Origin of the sequence: Mangrovibacter plantisponsor (assembly GCF_003182475.1) — a bacterium.
Classification (GTDB): domain Bacteria; phylum Pseudomonadota; class Gammaproteobacteria; order Enterobacterales; family Enterobacteriaceae; genus Mangrovibacter; species Mangrovibacter plantisponsor.
The window spans coordinates 12,400-26,989 of sequence record NZ_QGTS01000002.1 but is presented as its reverse complement, the minus strand read 5'-3'; the positions used below and the strand labels follow the sequence as shown (position 1 = coordinate 26,989).

The window sequence follows — 14,590 nt, the reverse complement described above, 5'->3', positions numbered from 1 at the left end:
GTCGGGCAGAAAAATCTGTGCGTAAAACAAAACGGGCCATCACCTGGCAGGGTGACAGCCCGTCATCAACAGTAACGCCAGGGTTTACAGCAAGTCAAACGAACCCTGCTTCACCCGTGCAGAATCCAGGCCGATAAATACGTTGAATTTGCCTGGCTCCGCGACATATTGCATGCGGGCATTCCAGAACTTCAGCGCATTGATATCAACCGGGAAGCTGACAGTCTGGGTTTCGTGGGGTTTCAGGGTCACTTTTTTGAACCCACGTAACATTTTCACCGGGCGGCTCATGCTGGCAGTGACATCCTGCAAATAGAGTTGCACCACTGTTGCCCCTTCCCGGTCGCCGGTATTGGTAACAGTAACGCTCGCCGTGACCGTGCCATCCCGTTTCATCACCGGTGAAGACATTTTCACATCCGACACCTGGAACGTGGTATAGCTCAGGCCATAACCGAACGGGAACAGCGGGCCGTTTGCTTCATCATAATAGTGCGATGTGTATTTATCCGGTTTTTCCGGGTTATACGGGCGGCCGGTATTCAGGTGGCTGTAGTAAACCGGAATTTGCCCAACTGAACGTGGGAAAGACATGGGTAATTTGCCGGATGGGTTGTAATCGCCAAACAGCACATCTGCGATGGCATTGCCCCCTTCGGTGCCAGCGAACCAGGTTTCCAGCATGGCATCAGCCTGCTGCTGTTCTTTCACCAGCGCCAGCGGGCGGCCATTCATCAGTACCAGCACCAGTGGCTTGCCGGTGGCCTTCAGGGCAGCAATCAGGTCGCACTGGCTTTGCGGAATGGTAATATTGGTGCGGCTGGATGCTTCATGAGCCATGCCCTGCGCTTCACCCACAACTGCCACAACAACGTCGGCGCTTTTCGCCGTGTTGACGGCTTCGTCTATCATGGCCTGTGGTGAACGCGGGTCCTGCTGCACGGCTTTTTCATAGGAGTTCAGAAAATCAATAATGCCCTGGTGGTTAGAAATATTGGCACCACGCGCATAAACAATGTGTGCGCTGTTGCCTGCGGCGTTTTTGATGCCCTGCAACACACTCACAGACTGGCTGGCAACACCGGCCGCAGACCAACTGCCCATCATATCTCGCTGGCTGTCGGCCAGAGGCCCAATAACAGCAATAGTGCCCTGCTTTTTGAGCGGCAGCGTGTGCAGGCGGTTTTTCAGCAACACCAGGCTTTCACGAGCCACTTCGCGGGCTTCTTTGCGGTGCAGGCGGCTTTCTGCGTTGGTGTCCACCGGGTCACTGCTTTTAGGCCCCAGGTGCCCGTATGGGTCGTTAAATAACCCCATATCATATTTAACGTTCAGTACGTGCCGTGTTGCATCATCCAGTTCTGCCATGCTGACAGCACCGCTTTTAATCAGCCCGGGCAAGTATTTGCTGTAATACTCATCGCTCATGCTCATATCAATACCGGCTTTAAGCGCGATACGCACTGCATCCTGTGGGTCACTGGCTACACCGTGGTTGATTAACTCTTTGATGGCACCATGGTCAGAAATGGTAATGCCTTTAAAGCCCCACTCTTTGCGCAGCACATCTTTGAGTAACCAGGAGTCAGACGTTGCCGGGGTGCCATTCAGTGAGTTCAGGGCAATCATCACCCCGCCACTGCCCGCATCCAGCCCGGCTTTGTAAGGCGGCAAATAGTCGTTGAATAACCGCTGCGGGCTCATATCCACCGTGTTGTACTCTTTCCCGCCTTCTACCGCGCCGTATGCGGCGAAGTGTTTCACGCTGGTCATTACCGAGTAGCGGTCTGCCGGGCTTTTCCCCTGCATGGATTCAACCATGGTGCGGCCCATGATGGATGTGAGATAAGTATCTTCACCGAACCCTTCAGACACCCGCCCCCAACGCGGATCCCGGCTCACGTCTACCATAGGTGCCCAGGTCATATTCAGGCCGTCATCGGCGGCTTCCCAGGCTGAAATGCGCCCCACAGTGCGCACCGCATCAAGGTCAAATGTGGAAGCCAGCCCCAGGCTTATCGGGAATACTGTGCGCTGGCCGTGCACCACATCATAGGCAAAAAATAAGGGAATTTTCAGGCGGCTGAGTTGCATCACCTGATCCTGCATTTTACGAATATCCGGGCGAGTCACCGTATTAAAAATAGCGCCGACGTGCCCTTCTTTAATCATTTCACGAATTTTTTCTTTTGGGTTGTCAGGCCCAACGCTAATTAACCTGAGCTGGCCGATTTTTTCATCGACAGTCATTTTTTTCAGCAGGCTGGTGACAAAAGCATCACGCGCCTCGGTGGTCATGGGATGGGGACCAAACAAATCATCGGCCAGTGCAGGTTGCAGCGCAAGACTCACGGCAATCCCCACAGAACAAAGCCATTTCATAAGTTGACTCTCAGGTTAAGGCGGTGCCTGGCTGACGCCGCACAGAAAAATAAAAAGGGCAGTTTGCCACAAGCAGGAATGAGTAAAAAGTAAGATAATCCGGATATATGCACCTGTTTTGCAAAATGACTCTCCACAAATTGATTTTTTCGGCGCTATGCTTAATGCCGAAATTTGTTCATCACAGGAGTGGGACATGTCTTACGTCGTGAAATCGAAACACCTGGCCTTTATAAATGAACTCAAACATCTGGTAGGCCATCATCATGTTCTTACTGACCCGGCACGCACTGCTCGCTACCGTAAAGGTTTCCGGTCTGGTGAAGGAGACGCGCTCGCCGTAGTGTTTCCTGGTTCGCTGCTGTCTTTGTGGCAGGTACTGAAAGCCTGTGTCGCCACCGACAAAATTATTCTGATGCAGGCGGCCAATACAGGTTTAACCGAAGGGTCCACGCCAAGTGGCAACGATTATGACCGAGATATTGTCATTATCAGCACCTTACGGCTGGACAAACTGCACTTACTGGAAAACGGTGAGCAAGTGCTGGCCTGGCCGGGAACCACGTTGTACCAACTGGAAAAAGCATTGAAACCTTTAGGGCGTGAACCCCATTCTGTCATTGGCTCTTCCTGTATAGGCGCGTCTGTTATGGGTGGCGTGTGCAATAACTCTGGCGGTTCCTTAGTGCAACGCGGCCCGGCTTACACCGAAATGGCTCTGTATGCACAAATTGACAGCCAGGGGCAGTTGCATTTGGTTAACCACCTGGGGATTGACCTGGGGGAAACCCCTGAGCAAATACTGTCGCAACTCGACGATGAAAAAATCGCGCCGGAACGGGTGCAGCATGATGAACGGCGGGCATCTGATAACGACTACCAGCACCGGGTACGCCAGGTAGATGCCAATACACCTTCCCGCTACAACGCAGACCCGGACCGGTTGTTCGAGGCTTCCGGCTGCGCCGGGAAACTGGCAGTGTTCGCCGTGCGCCTGGATACCTTTGCCGCCGAGAAACAACAGCAGGTGTTTTATATCGGAACCAACCAAACACAGGTGCTGACCGAGTTACGCCGCCATATGCTGGCTGAATTTACGCACCTGCCGGTTGCCGGGGAATATATGCACCGGGATATCTACGACATTGCCCAAACCTACGGCAAAGACACGTTCCTGATGATAGACAAGCTCGGCACCGACAAGATGCCTGCCTTGTTCAGCCTCAAAGGCCGTACCGATGCCATGCTGGAAAAACACCATCTGTTTAAACCCCATTTCACTGACCGTTTCATGCAGAAAATCAGTGGCTATTTTCCCAACCATTTACCTTCAAGGATGCAGGAATGGCGGCAGAAGTATGAGCACCATTTGTTGCTGAAGATGTCCGGTGACGGCATTGCCGAAGCGCAGACTTTTCTTGAGGGTTATTTTCGCGATGCCGAAGGCGACTTTTTTGTCTGCACTGCGCAAGAAGGGGCGAAAGCCTTTTTACACCGTTTTGCAGCTGCCGGTGCGGCCATTCGTTACCATGCGGTTCATGCCGATGAAGTTGAGGATATTCTGGCGCTGGATATTGCCCTGCGCCGTAACGACACCGACTGGTTTGAACACCTGCCGCCAGAACTGGACAGCCAAATTCTGCACAAGCTCTACTACGGGCACTTTATGTGCTATGTGTTCCACCAGGACTATATTGTGAAAAAAGGCGTGGATGTGCATGCGCTTAAAGAGCAGATGCTGGAACTGTTACGTGAACGTGGCGCGCAATACCCGGCGGAACATAATGTCGGCCATTTATACCCGGCACCACCTGCGCTGCAAAACTTCTACAAAGCAAACGACCCCACCAACAGTATGAACCCGGGGATTGGTAAAACCAGTAAACTGAAAAACTGGCAGGCTCCTCAGGAAACACCTTCAGAGCAGGCTTAAGTTGTTACACCTGGCGGCTAACCGCCAGGTTCCCCACCGCTTATTCCCCGGACTGCACCGGTTCGTTACTTGCCATATCGGTGGTTTTCTCTTGCTTATAAGCCAGCGCTGCGGCAGGTACCGGAGACGCTTTACCGGTTTCCAGCCAGGTACGAATCCGGCTGGCATCGGCGAAGTGGGTATATTTCCCGAACGCATCCAGAACCACCAGCGCCACCGGGCGCTTATTGATTACAGTACGCATCACCAGGCAGTGGCCCGCTTTATCGGTATACCCCGTTTTGGTGAGCTGAATGTCCCAGTTATCTCTGAAGATCAGGTGGTTAGTATTACGAAATGGCAGGCTGTAGTTCGGGTGGCTGAACTGCGCCTCGTCTTCCCGTGTGGTACTGAGTTCGCCAATCAACGGGTACTGGCGGCTTGCCATTACCAGTTTGGACAGGTCACGTGCGGTTGACACGTTGCTCGGCGACAACCCGGTCGGCTCTACATAATGCGTATGAGTCATACCCAATGCCCGCGCTTTGGCATTCATGGCGCGAATAAACGCGTCGTACCCGCCTGGGTAGTGCGCTGCAAGGCTTGCCGCAGCACGGTTTTCTGAAGACATCAACGCCAACAGCAACATATTGCGCCGGCTGATTTCACTGTTGAGTTTGACCCGCGAGAAGACACCACGCATTTCCGGCGTATGGCTGATATCCACGGACAGCATATCGTTCAGTGGCTGATGGGCGTCCAGAACCACCATCGCCGTCATCAGTTTGGTGAGCGAAGCAATAGGCCTTACCCTGTCCGGGTGGCTGGCATAGAGCACTTTGCCATCGGCGAGGTCAACCACCATTGCACTCCCTGAGGCAATTTGTGGCTGGTCGGCCACCACAGCATGGGCGACCGGTTTGGCCCGCGCAATAGCATGATGGGCAGTGGCATGCGCCGTTTTATGTGGTGTGTGGTGTACCGTTTTCTTTACCTCTGCCTTTTTGCTGGCAGTGGCGTGTTTCGTCTGGGCTGTGTGATGAACTGTTTTATGTGTTTTTGTGTGGGTGACCGTGCTGGTTGCCTGCTCAGCAGACACATAAGGCACCGCACTAAAAAGAGCGACACTAAGCAAAGTAAGGCGAATATTTTTATGCATGGCAACAAATTCAACAGGGTTATCTCTGCGCGATACTACGCACACCGCGCTCTGGAATGGCGCTGGCGCCAGAATAATACTCCGCAGTCAGTTGTAACCGCCAGCGAAGATTCGTTATTAAATACTGCAATTTATTCTATAAAAAACAATTTGAGCCAGGGCAACAATGCCAGCACCTGAGCACACCATGCAGGCGGATTACAGGAGACTGCATCCGGGGATAAAAGCAGCACAGCATAATTGACTAACGCGAGGTTGCCGGAGCTCAGTAGCTCCGGCATCTGCAACAACCAGAATTAGCTGAATAACCGGTAACCATAGCCCCACAGCAGAACCGTGATAGCCAGCAACACTTCGAGTACCAGCACACCAATTGCCAGGGTTGAGCTGGAGAAGTTAATCCCTTCAGATTTGCTGATATTTAAGAATGCCGGGATCCCCACATACAGCAAATAGCCGGTGTAAAACAACGCAACCGTGCCAATTAAGGCACATAACCAGACCACAGGCCACAAACCAACAATGCCGCTTAACATCAGGGGTGTCGCCACATAACCGGCAAACACCATACAACGTTTAAGTGCTGGTCTGTCCGGATAATAGCGGGCCATCCACCAGATAATTCGCCCCATTAACGCCACACCCGCCAGGATCAGGGCATAAAATATCACTGCCAGTACCAGAGCGGTTGAAGGCATTAGTTTTACGGCAATATCATTTCCGAAGCGCCAGCCGAACTGAGTTGTACCAATAAATGCGCACAATACGGGTACAGCGGCCATTAATAAGACATGGTGTGTATAATGGTGGGAGACAGTTTCGTTTTCCTGCTTGATCGACTGCATTTCACGTTCGGGATGGGACATCAGCCCCCATACATGGTTCATAAATCCCCCTGATGTACTGGAACGATAAACGCGCTACCCTTATCAGGTAAAACAGCCTCAGGCCACAACGCCAGGCGTTAGCCTGTGAGCTGCATGTATCATTAGTATAATGCATGTTGAAATTTTGTTTATTTTTTGTACATATCTGGTTAATAGTAAAAAACATGGGCCCGGTATGGAAGAACGAGAACCCCTAACACGATGGATATACATAGTCTTATCAGCCAGTACGGTTACGCAGCACTTTTGATTGGCAGCCTGGCAGAGGGGGAAACCATTACCCTGTTAGGTGGCGTGGCAGCCCATCAAGGGTTGTTAAAATTTCCTTTCGTTGTGTTATGCGTTGCCCTGGGCGGCATGCTGGGTGACCAGGTACTTTACCTGGTGGGCCGCCATTACGGTACACGAGTCCTCTACCGTTTTCGTAAGCATCGCAAACATATATCCCGTGCCCGCAAGATAATAATCAACCACCCGTACCTGTTCGTGATTGGCTCACGCTTTATGTACGGGTTTCGCGTTATTGGCCCGGTTCTGATTGGCATCAGCCGTTTGCCCCCGCGTATTTTTTTCCCGCTGAATATTCTTGGTGCCGCTATTTGGGCAACGTTGTTCACCACGCTGGGATACCTGGGGGGCGAAATGGTGATGCCCTTGTTACACCAATTCAATAGCCAGATAAAACACCTGATTTGGCCTGCGATGCTACTGGTGGTTGTGGCGCTGGTTATCTGGCGGTTCTGGTGGCAAAAAAGACGCCACAAGCGTGCCAAAAAATAATCACCTGGGGCTGATGGCTGCAGGGCAGCAAAACGTTGCATCCTGGCGGGCCGCGCGCTAGCATCACCACCACTGATGGGAGGTATCATGACTATCAAAGAAAATGATTTCAGAAAAATTGATTTGAACCTGTTAGTGGCTTTTGCGGTGTTGTACCGGGAACAAAGTGTTTCTCTGGCCGCGGATAAGCTGCACCTGGGCCAGCCTGCCGTGAGTGGTTCGCTGGCAAGGCTTCGGGAAATGTTTGATGACCCGCTGTTTATTCGTAGCGGGCACCGGATGCAACCAACCGCCCGGGCTGATGCGCTGCACTGTGAATTAATGCCCCTGCTGGAGCAATTGCAGTCAACGCTATTCCACCCGTCAGATTTTAACCCGGCAACGGCCAAAGCCACCATCACGCTGGGCATGGCAGACTGGGTTGAAACCTGGCTGATGCCCGTATTATTGCCCCTGATCCGCCAACAGGCTCCCGGGATCCAGTTAAGCGTAATCGCCAGCGATCCGTTTACTGACCAGGCCAACCTGGAAGGTGGGGAAATGGATATGGTGGTGAATATGGCTGAAGGCGGGCCACGCTGGCTGGAAAGCACACCTTTACTGGCAATGCCTTTTGTCGCGCTCTGGCACCCACAGCAAGTGCCGTTGAATGGCCCGTTAACCCAGGACGATTACCTGGCATGGCCACATTTTGCCGTGAGCAACCGCGAGGCAGGTAGTAGCCAGGTTGACACCCGGCTTGCCAAACAGGGCCTGGCACGCCAGATTAGCTATACCACACCGCATTTTGCCGCCCTGCCCGGCCTGCTGTGCAGCCAGCCAGGAATTGCGACTGTACCTGCAGCGCTGGCTCCACTCTGGCAGGCGCACTGGGGACTCAGCACCAGCCCGGTTCCGGTGGCTATTCCCCCGGCACAACTCACCTTGAGCTGGCACCAGCGCCATAATAGCGACCCGGCATTAACGTGGTTGCGGGACCTGGTGAGTAACCATTTGGCGGAATATTCATTGAAGCAGGCGGCCTGAGCGCCTGCTGGTATTACAACTGTTCAATCGCCTGGCGAATGGCTGCGGAAGTGTTCAGTGTGCGCACGGTCGCGAATAATTCACTGGCCTGCGGGTAATTTTTCCGCAAATAGCCCAGCCATTGTTTGATCCGTGCGACATGGTACATCCCGGTATCGCCCTGCTTTTCCAGGCGGCAGTATTTTTTCAGTAACTGAATCACATCCGGCCAGGGCATGGCAGGTTCGCCATATTTAATCATGCGGCTAATATTCGGCACATTCAGTGCCCAGCGCCCCACCATAATGGCGTCGCACCCGGTTTGTGCCATACAGGCCATGGCACTGGCCTGGTCACGGATTTCGCCATTAGCAATAACCGGTATATGCAGGCGTTCACGAATTTTGCCAATGGCGGCCCAGTCTATGCGTTCAGCCCGGTAACCATCTTCTTTGGTTCGCCCGTGCACCACCAGTTCCGTTGCGCCAGCCTGTTGCACGGCATCGGCAATTTCCAGGCTGCGATGGGGTGAATCCCACCCGAGGCGAACCTTCACGGTTACTGGCAGGTGTGCTGGCACAGCTTCCCGCATGGCTTTTGCCCCCTGGTAGATCAGCTCCGGGTCTTTTAGCAATGTTGCTCCACCGCCGCTGCCATTTACCAGTTTAGACGGGCAACCACAATTCAGGTCAACCCCCCAGGAGCCCAGCTCAACGGCACGCGCCGCATTTTCAGCCAGCCATTGCGGGTACTGCCCGAGCAACTGAATACGCACCCGGGTGCCGGAAGGTGTACGGCTCTGGTTTGCCAGTTCCGGGCAAATGCGCTGGAATGATTTCACTGGCAGGCAACTATCCACCACACGTAAAAATTCCGTGATGCATAAATCGTAATCATTCACCTCTGTAAGCAGTTCCCGCACCAGTGCATCAAGAACCCCTTCCATTGGCGCCAGTAAAACGCGCATAGTAGTACCCACCCAACCAAAGAGGCGCTATGTTAGCCTGACACCTGGCAGGTGACAAACCGGAAATGCGCTTTGTTTACAGGTAACGCGGCGGCTCACTCGCAATGTTATGCAAACCGATATTACCGGTGAGTTAAATTAACTTATCCTCTGGTAATTTGAACAATACCCGTTTTATCAATCACCCAAGGGAAATAGAATTACCAACATATTGTTTCAAATAACCACCGGTTATTCCCCATAACTGTAATAATCAAATCACCAGCACAAATAAACCCGAAGAGCTACTCAGGCACCAGATCCACCTGAATTCAGCCAATACAATTCTTCATCAGATAAAGCATTCCTCATAAAAATGCAGTTTGTTTAGGAACTGTTGATACTTCACGTTGGTAACTAAACAATTAAGCAGAAATTGATAAGAAATATACGAACAAATACTTACCATTACCATAAATAAATAATATTCAGGTAAGAAATGAATACCAAAAACATACCTTCTCTTTCTACGGCCTCTTTCTTCAGGCAACTCATTATGAATGAAGTCATTCATGACCGATACTGGGATTCGAAGACAAACAGAGTGAAATACATTCTACGCACCCTGATTACGCCGAAAGCAACCTTCAAGTTACTCAGCTTTCTTGCCGCTACCCCAAATGCCAAAACCCTGATACAACGCCAACCTTCTTTACCTTACAAGGTTCACAGACCGTATCTGAGAGCCAGCATGAACACGAAGGATAAGCTAAAATCAATCTGTGCTGGAAGCTGCCTGATTTTTAATTCCCTCAAGAAAAGTGATTTAGAGAAAATTTACTCTAAGGACGGCCTTTGCATAGATAAAATTGATGGGAAAACAGATAATTACACCATCACTCTAGGAATGGAAAACAAATTTAGCCGGGAAGGTGAACTGGTTGTTCACTTCAAAACCAGCGGTAAAATTATACTTGCTTCTTGTGCTTTTGGTTTCCTTTTCACAGAGAATAATACCAGTTTATTCATTGGCGCTATTCAGGGCGGCGGAAAGCAATGCACTCCTGAGCTGATCAAAGAGGCAACAAAATCATGCTATGGGCTATTCCCAAAAAGAATTTTAATTGAGGTGGTCTGTTTGTTAGCACAGCGGTTCGGCTGTAACGAAATATTAGCCGTCAGCAACAACACTCATGTATTCCAGAATAGTCGTTATAAAAGAAAGAAAAATAACCTGATGATTTCTGATTACGATGGCTTTTGGGAATCATTATCAGGGCACAAAAATGCCAAACAGGATTACATCCTGCCACTGAGCATAAAAAGAAAAGACATTGCCGATGTATCAAGCAAGAAAAGGTCCGAATACAAGAAACGATATGTGTTACTTGATAACTTAACTGCTAACTTTCTGTGCGCTTCGCCAAAACAAACGCCGCTATTATAAACATCCCTTCAATACAGGCTGTGCTTTTCATGGCTCTTTTGAGAGAGGCATACCAGATTCAATGCCACTAATTCAGTGCATAACCGGATTCCATACATCAGCACAGTTAAGCAAGGGAACAGTCGCGCATAAACCAGAAAGACTCAGAGCCGGGGAGACTTATTACAGCAATGAGGCTGGTGTGCCGCGTTGTCTTTAATATTCTGATCGGTAAAGCGGAAGTAACCCATTTTCACCCGGTTCCAGGTGCTGGTGGCAAACCCGGCGCCAAAACTGTTCAGCACCTTTGCTACCGTATCCACACCACATTGCGCCGCATCATAAACGAAAGTTAAGGTTGCAGAGGCTGGTGAGTAGCCCACTATTTCCATACCCGATAATTGCCTGATTTCACTGACCAGTGCATCGGCCTGCCCTTCGCTCACACCAGAGAGCTTCAATTTACGGGTTACCCGGTTAGCACCGGTAACACCAGACTGGTGAGTAATGTTGCTCATCTTTACCTCTTGCGTTATTTAAACCCGCGTTCAGATTGTACAGCACCATGGCATACAAGGGCCTGCACCAAAAAAGCGGTTAACCAACGCCACCAGTATACAAGCCCCGGGGGAATAACCATACACACAGGGTTATGGAAAAGCCAGCACCAGCGCTCTGGCGCAGATTTCTGCTCCGGAAGCCAGACCCAGGGATTGCCAATAAATTCCCGCAGTGCATTTTATCAATTAAGCAGTGTGAGGCGATATCGGCCAGGATTACAGGCCAGCCAGCCTGGTTCAGGTAACCCGGACTGGCGCTCAGCCACCAGGTTCAGCAAGGCGGTCGGTGAGATCAAATCCAGGCTAAGGTCGGGATACGGCTTAGCCTGTTTCCCCATCAACCGCAGTACCACACTGGATTGCATCAATCACCTATGGTATCAACCGGTATCAGCCATACTAAAAAGGCATTATTGCTATAACCAGAATTCATGGTGTGATCCATAGCACAAAAGCTTTTTTAATTGTATGATGAATGCATTCATTCAGGGGTTACTTAAATGCGCCATACATTGCTTATTATCTGGCAATATTGCCGGGCCTTCTTCTTTATTTATGCCTGTCTGTATGCCGGGCAGTTTATTGCCACACTGCTCCCTATTACGATTCCAGGCTCCATCATTGGCATGCTGCTGCTGTTCCTGCTGCTTTCATTACAAATTCTGCCAGCCCAGTGGGTAAAACCTGGCTGCCATCTATTTATTCGTTACATGGCATTGCTGTTCGTGCCCATTGGGGTGGGGGTTATGCAGTATTTCGATTTACTGCGTACCCAGTTCGGCCCCATCGTGGTGTCGTGCACTATCAGTACCATAGTTGTTCTGGTCGTTGTCAGTTGGAGTTCTCACCTGGTCCACGGTGAACGTAAAGTGGTTGGCCAGAAAGAGGTTAAAGAGAAATGAGTGATATTTGGTGGTCGTTGCCACTGACTCTGGTGGTGTTCTTTGCGGCACGCAAGCTTGGCTCTGTGGTTAAAACCCCACTGCTTAACCCGCTGCTGGTTTCCATGGTGGTGATTATTCCCTTTCTGCTGCTCACCGGGATTAAATACCAGCACTATTTCCAGGGCAGCAAGATGCTGAACGACTGGCTGCAACCGGCTGTCGTGGCGCTGGCATTTCCGCTGTATGAACAGCTTCACCAAATTCGCGCCCGCTGGAAATCGATTATCTCTATCTGCTTTATTGGCAGTATGGTGGCAATGATAACCGGCACCAGTATTGCGCTTTTAATGGGTGCCACACCGCAAATCGCAGCGTCTATATTGCCTAAATCCGTTACCACCCCTATTGCGATGGCTGTAGGCGGGAGTATTGGCGGGCTGCCGGCAATCAGCGCGGTGTGTGTTATCTATGTCGGGATTCTGGGTGCAGTTTTTGGCCATACTCTGTTAAATGTCATGCACATCACCACCAAGGCTTCGCGTGGGCTATCTATGGGTACAGCTTCCCATGCGTTAGGCACTGCACGTTGTGCAGAACTGGATTTCCAGGAAGGCGCATTCAGCTCACTGGCACTGGTTATCTGCGGGATTATTACTTCGCTGCTTGCTCCGTTCCTCTTTCCGGTGATTCTGGCGGTTTTAGGGTAAAAGTTGCGCACAATCTCGGAAATACGCAACATATTTCACGAGTTGCATTAATAATTAGATTCTGATCACATATTCAGGTTGATGAGAACCGTACACTACGGTTCCATTAACCTGATACAAGGCATCATGTTATGCATCCCCGTTTTGTTTCAGCCTTCGAAGCCCTGCCTGTAACACTTCGTGCTTCCCTGCAACCTTTACTGGACGATAGCGCTTTTCCGGCCATGTTGACCCCGGAGCAAACACAGCACTTGCAACAACAAACCGGCATGGATAAGCACGCCCTGGCTTTTGCATTGCTGCCTTTAGCCGCAGCCTGCGCATGGACAGGTATTTCGCATTTCAATGTGGGTGCAGTGGTGCAGGGTGCCAGTGGAGCCCTGTGGTTTGGGGCAAATATGGAGTTCCCGGGCAGCAGCATGCAACAAACCATTCATGCTGAACAAAGCGCAATTAGCCATGCCTGGATGGGTGGGGAGCAGGCCCTGAGCGGGATAACCGTCAACTACACACCCTGTGGGCACTGCCGCCAGTTTATGAATGAACTCAACAGTGGGTTGTCGCTGGAAATTCATTTGCCGGAACGGGCACCAGCAACACTGGGCAATTACTTGCCGGATGCCTTCGGGCCGAAAGATCTCGCTATCACCACACTGCTGCTGGATAACGAAAACCACGGGTTCCCGGTTACAGGCACGGAACTGGAACAAGCGGCAATCGCCTCCGCTAACCGCAGCCACTGCCCTTACAGCCAGTCTCCAGGTGGGGTGGCATTGCAAACCCATGACGGCAATATCTTTGCCGGAAGTTATGCTGAGAACGCGGCATTTAACCCTTCATTACCCCCATTACAGGTTGCCCTGAACCTGCTGCGCCTGCGTGGTTACGGGGCTGAAGATATCGCTTGCGCAGCAATAGCAGAGCGTGCCAATGGGCAGATAAGCCACCATGACAGCACGGTTTCACTGCTGAATACTCTCGGTTGCCAGAAGATAACCTGCGTAGTACTCGCCTGATCATGTGAGCATCGCGTGCTCAAAATAGCTGCAACCAGGCGGGGATAGCTTGCTCTTCACGGAGTGGTCAAGTAGCCTTGAAAACACTTTAACCGCAAGCCGAGCGTTACTGATTATGTTTAAGCGTCTGTTATACAGTCTGTTAGTCCTGACCGGGTTAATGCTGATAACGGCGCTTGCCCTGGACCGCTGGATAAGCTGGCAAACAGCGCCCTACGTGTATGATGAAATCCAGGACCTGCCCTACCGCCAGGTGGGAGTGGTGCTGGGTACGGCCAAATATTACCGCACCGGTGTTATTAACCAGTATTACCGCTACCGTATTCAGGGCGCACTCAATGCCTATAACAGTGGCAAAGTAAATTACCTGTTGTTAAGCGGCGATAACGCATTAACCAGCTATAACGAACCCATGACCATGCGCAAAGACTTAATCGCCGCAGGTGTGGATCCGGCTGATATCGTACTGGATTACGCCGGGTTCCGGACACTGGATTCAATAGTGCGTACCCGCAAGGTATTCGATACCAACGATTTTATTATTATCACCCAGCGTTTTCACTGCGAACGCGCGCTGTTTATTGCGCTGCATATGGGGATTCAGGCACAGTGCTATGCAGTTCCTTCCCCGAAAAATATGTGGTCGGTGCGCTTCAGGGAGTTCGGTGCCCGGCTCGGCGCACTGGCCGATTTATTTATTTTTAAACGTGAACCGCGTTTTCTGGGGCCATTAGTGCCTATTCCGGCGGCTCATGTTGTTTCTGATGATAATCAGGGCTACCCCGCTGTAACGCCAGAGCAATTGCTTGAACTGCAGAAGAAAGCCAGCGCCGCAGAAAAGAAAGTGACTGATACGCCATAAAGCGTGTGGGCTTATTTTGCCTGCCCGCAATTTCTCTCGGCTACCTGTGCGCCAGAAACCAGGC

General features: G+C 51.2%; 14 protein-coding genes. 8 read left to right on the top strand and 6 right to left on the bottom strand.

What is annotated here, in order from left to right:
* Positions 1-84: 84 nt before the first annotated feature.
* A complete protein-coding gene (gene bglX, locus DES37_RS02865; protein ID WP_110024776.1) occupies positions 85-2,382 on the bottom strand; it encodes a beta-glucosidase BglX in 2,298 nt (765 codons plus the stop codon).
* A 196-nt stretch (positions 2,383-2,578) separates the two neighbouring features.
* Between bglX and dld the strand changes: the two genes are divergently transcribed.
* On the top strand, positions 2,579-4,315 hold the full coding sequence (gene dld, locus DES37_RS02860; RefSeq protein WP_110024775.1) for a D-lactate dehydrogenase: 1,737 nt from the start codon (positions 2,579-2,581) through the stop codon (positions 4,313-4,315).
* A gap of 40 nt (positions 4,316-4,355) precedes the next feature.
* On the opposite strand, the gene pbpG is transcribed toward dld, so the two are convergent.
* Entirely contained in the window at positions 4,356-5,453 is a 1,098-nt protein-coding gene (gene pbpG, locus DES37_RS02855) for a D-alanyl-D-alanine endopeptidase (RefSeq protein WP_255358368.1), read from the bottom strand.
* 296 nt (positions 5,454-5,749) lie between these two features.
* On the bottom strand, positions 5,750-6,340 hold the full coding sequence (locus tag DES37_RS02845; protein ID WP_036114788.1) for a Yip1 family protein: 591 nt from the start codon (positions 6,338-6,340) through the stop codon (positions 5,750-5,752).
* A gap of 201 nt (positions 6,341-6,541) precedes the next feature.
* Here DES37_RS02845 and DES37_RS02840 point away from each other — a divergent pair, with 201 nt between their 5' ends.
* Entirely contained in the window at positions 6,542-7,120 is a 579-nt protein-coding gene (locus DES37_RS02840; RefSeq protein ID WP_036114786.1) for a DedA family protein, read from the top strand.
* A gap of 87 nt (positions 7,121-7,207) precedes the next feature.
* On the top strand, positions 7,208-8,146 hold the full coding sequence (locus tag DES37_RS02835) for a LysR family transcriptional regulator (protein WP_110024773.1): 939 nt from the start codon (positions 7,208-7,210) through the stop codon (positions 8,144-8,146).
* A gap of 13 nt (positions 8,147-8,159) precedes the next feature.
* Here DES37_RS02835 and dusC read toward each other — a convergent pair whose 3' ends face one another.
* On the bottom strand, positions 8,160-9,092 hold the full coding sequence (dusC, locus tag DES37_RS02830; RefSeq protein WP_110024772.1) for a tRNA dihydrouridine(16) synthase DusC: 933 nt from the start codon (positions 9,090-9,092) through the stop codon (positions 8,160-8,162).
* A 535-nt stretch (positions 9,093-9,627) separates the two neighbouring features.
* Here dusC and DES37_RS02825 point away from each other — a divergent pair.
* Positions 9,628-10,518, top strand: a complete 891-nt coding sequence (locus DES37_RS02825; RefSeq protein ID WP_170123716.1) for a VirK/YbjX family protein — start codon at positions 9,628-9,630, stop codon at positions 10,516-10,518.
* A gap of 143 nt (positions 10,519-10,661) precedes the next feature.
* On the opposite strand, the gene DES37_RS02820 is transcribed toward DES37_RS02825, so the two are convergent.
* Both DES37_RS02820 and DES37_RS02815 read right to left on the bottom strand, forming a co-directional pair.
* On the bottom strand, positions 10,662-11,015 hold the full coding sequence (locus DES37_RS02820) for a hypothetical protein (RefSeq protein ID WP_110024770.1): 354 nt from the start codon (positions 11,013-11,015) through the stop codon (positions 10,662-10,664).
* A 224-nt stretch (positions 11,016-11,239) separates the two neighbouring features.
* Complete coding sequence (locus DES37_RS02815) at positions 11,240-11,422, bottom strand: hypothetical protein (protein WP_110024769.1); 183 nt, start codon at positions 11,420-11,422, stop codon at positions 11,240-11,242.
* A 135-nt stretch (positions 11,423-11,557) separates the two neighbouring features.
* On the opposite strand from DES37_RS02815, the gene DES37_RS02810 reads away from it, so the two are divergent.
* The 4 genes from DES37_RS02810 to sanA all read left to right on the top strand — a co-directional run bounded on the left by DES37_RS02810 (position 11,558) and on the right by sanA (position 14,526).
* Positions 11,558-11,959, top strand: coding sequence for a CidA/LrgA family protein (locus tag DES37_RS02810; RefSeq protein ID WP_036114761.1), 402 nt, complete (start codon positions 11,558-11,560; stop codon positions 11,957-11,959).
* Positions 11,956-12,648 carry a CidB/LrgB family autolysis modulator gene (locus DES37_RS02805; protein ID WP_110024768.1) on the top strand — a complete coding sequence of 231 codons (693 nt, stop codon included), beginning with the start codon at positions 11,956-11,958 and terminating at the stop codon, positions 12,646-12,648. The genes DES37_RS02810 and DES37_RS02805 overlap by 4 nt, the downstream gene beginning before the upstream one ends.
* A 131-nt stretch (positions 12,649-12,779) precedes the next feature.
* Positions 12,780-13,664: a cytidine deaminase gene (gene cdd, locus DES37_RS02800; RefSeq protein WP_110024767.1), complete on the top strand. Its 885-nt coding sequence runs from the start codon at positions 12,780-12,782 to the stop codon at positions 13,662-13,664.
* Positions 13,665-13,779: 115 nt separating this feature from the next.
* Positions 13,780-14,526 carry an outer membrane permeability protein SanA gene (gene sanA / locus DES37_RS02795; RefSeq protein WP_110025043.1) on the top strand — a complete coding sequence of 249 codons (747 nt, stop codon included), beginning with the start codon at positions 13,780-13,782 and terminating at the stop codon, positions 14,524-14,526.
* The last annotated feature ends 64 nt before the right edge of the window (positions 14,527-14,590 follow it).

Bases quoted from the DNA above. Each gene is read 5' to 3' on its own strand.
- bglX (WP_110024776.1), bottom strand. From the start codon at position 2,382: ATGAAATGGCTTTGTTCTGTGGGGATTGCCGTGAGTCTTGCGCTGCAA.
- dld (WP_110024775.1), top strand. From the start codon at position 2,579: ATGTCTTACGTCGTGAAATCGAAACACCTGGCCTTTATAAATGAACTC.
- pbpG (WP_255358368.1), bottom strand. From the start codon at position 5,453: ATGCATAAAAATATTCGCCTTACTTTGCTTAGTGTCGCTCTTTTTAGT.
- DES37_RS02845 (WP_036114788.1), bottom strand. From the start codon at position 6,340: ATGAACCATGTATGGGGGCTGATGTCCCATCCCGAACGTGAAATGCAG.
- DES37_RS02840 (WP_036114786.1), top strand. From the start codon at position 6,542: ATGGATATACATAGTCTTATCAGCCAGTACGGTTACGCAGCACTTTTG.
- DES37_RS02835 (WP_110024773.1), top strand. From the start codon at position 7,208: ATGACTATCAAAGAAAATGATTTCAGAAAAATTGATTTGAACCTGTTA.
- dusC (WP_110024772.1), bottom strand. From the start codon at position 9,092: ATGCGCGTTTTACTGGCGCCAATGGAAGGGGTTCTTGATGCACTGGTG.
- DES37_RS02825 (WP_170123716.1), top strand. From the start codon at position 9,628: ATGAATGAAGTCATTCATGACCGATACTGGGATTCGAAGACAAACAGA.
- DES37_RS02820 (WP_110024770.1), bottom strand. From the start codon at position 11,015: ATGAGCAACATTACTCACCAGTCTGGTGTTACCGGTGCTAACCGGGTA.
- DES37_RS02815 (WP_110024769.1), bottom strand. From the start codon at position 11,422: ATGCAATCCAGTGTGGTACTGCGGTTGATGGGGAAACAGGCTAAGCCG.
- DES37_RS02810 (WP_036114761.1), top strand. From the start codon at position 11,558: ATGCGCCATACATTGCTTATTATCTGGCAATATTGCCGGGCCTTCTTC.
- DES37_RS02805 (WP_110024768.1), top strand. From the start codon at position 11,956: ATGAGTGATATTTGGTGGTCGTTGCCACTGACTCTGGTGGTGTTCTTT.
- cdd (WP_110024767.1), top strand. From the start codon at position 12,780: ATGCATCCCCGTTTTGTTTCAGCCTTCGAAGCCCTGCCTGTAACACTT.
- sanA (WP_110025043.1), top strand. From the start codon at position 13,780: ATGTTTAAGCGTCTGTTATACAGTCTGTTAGTCCTGACCGGGTTAATG.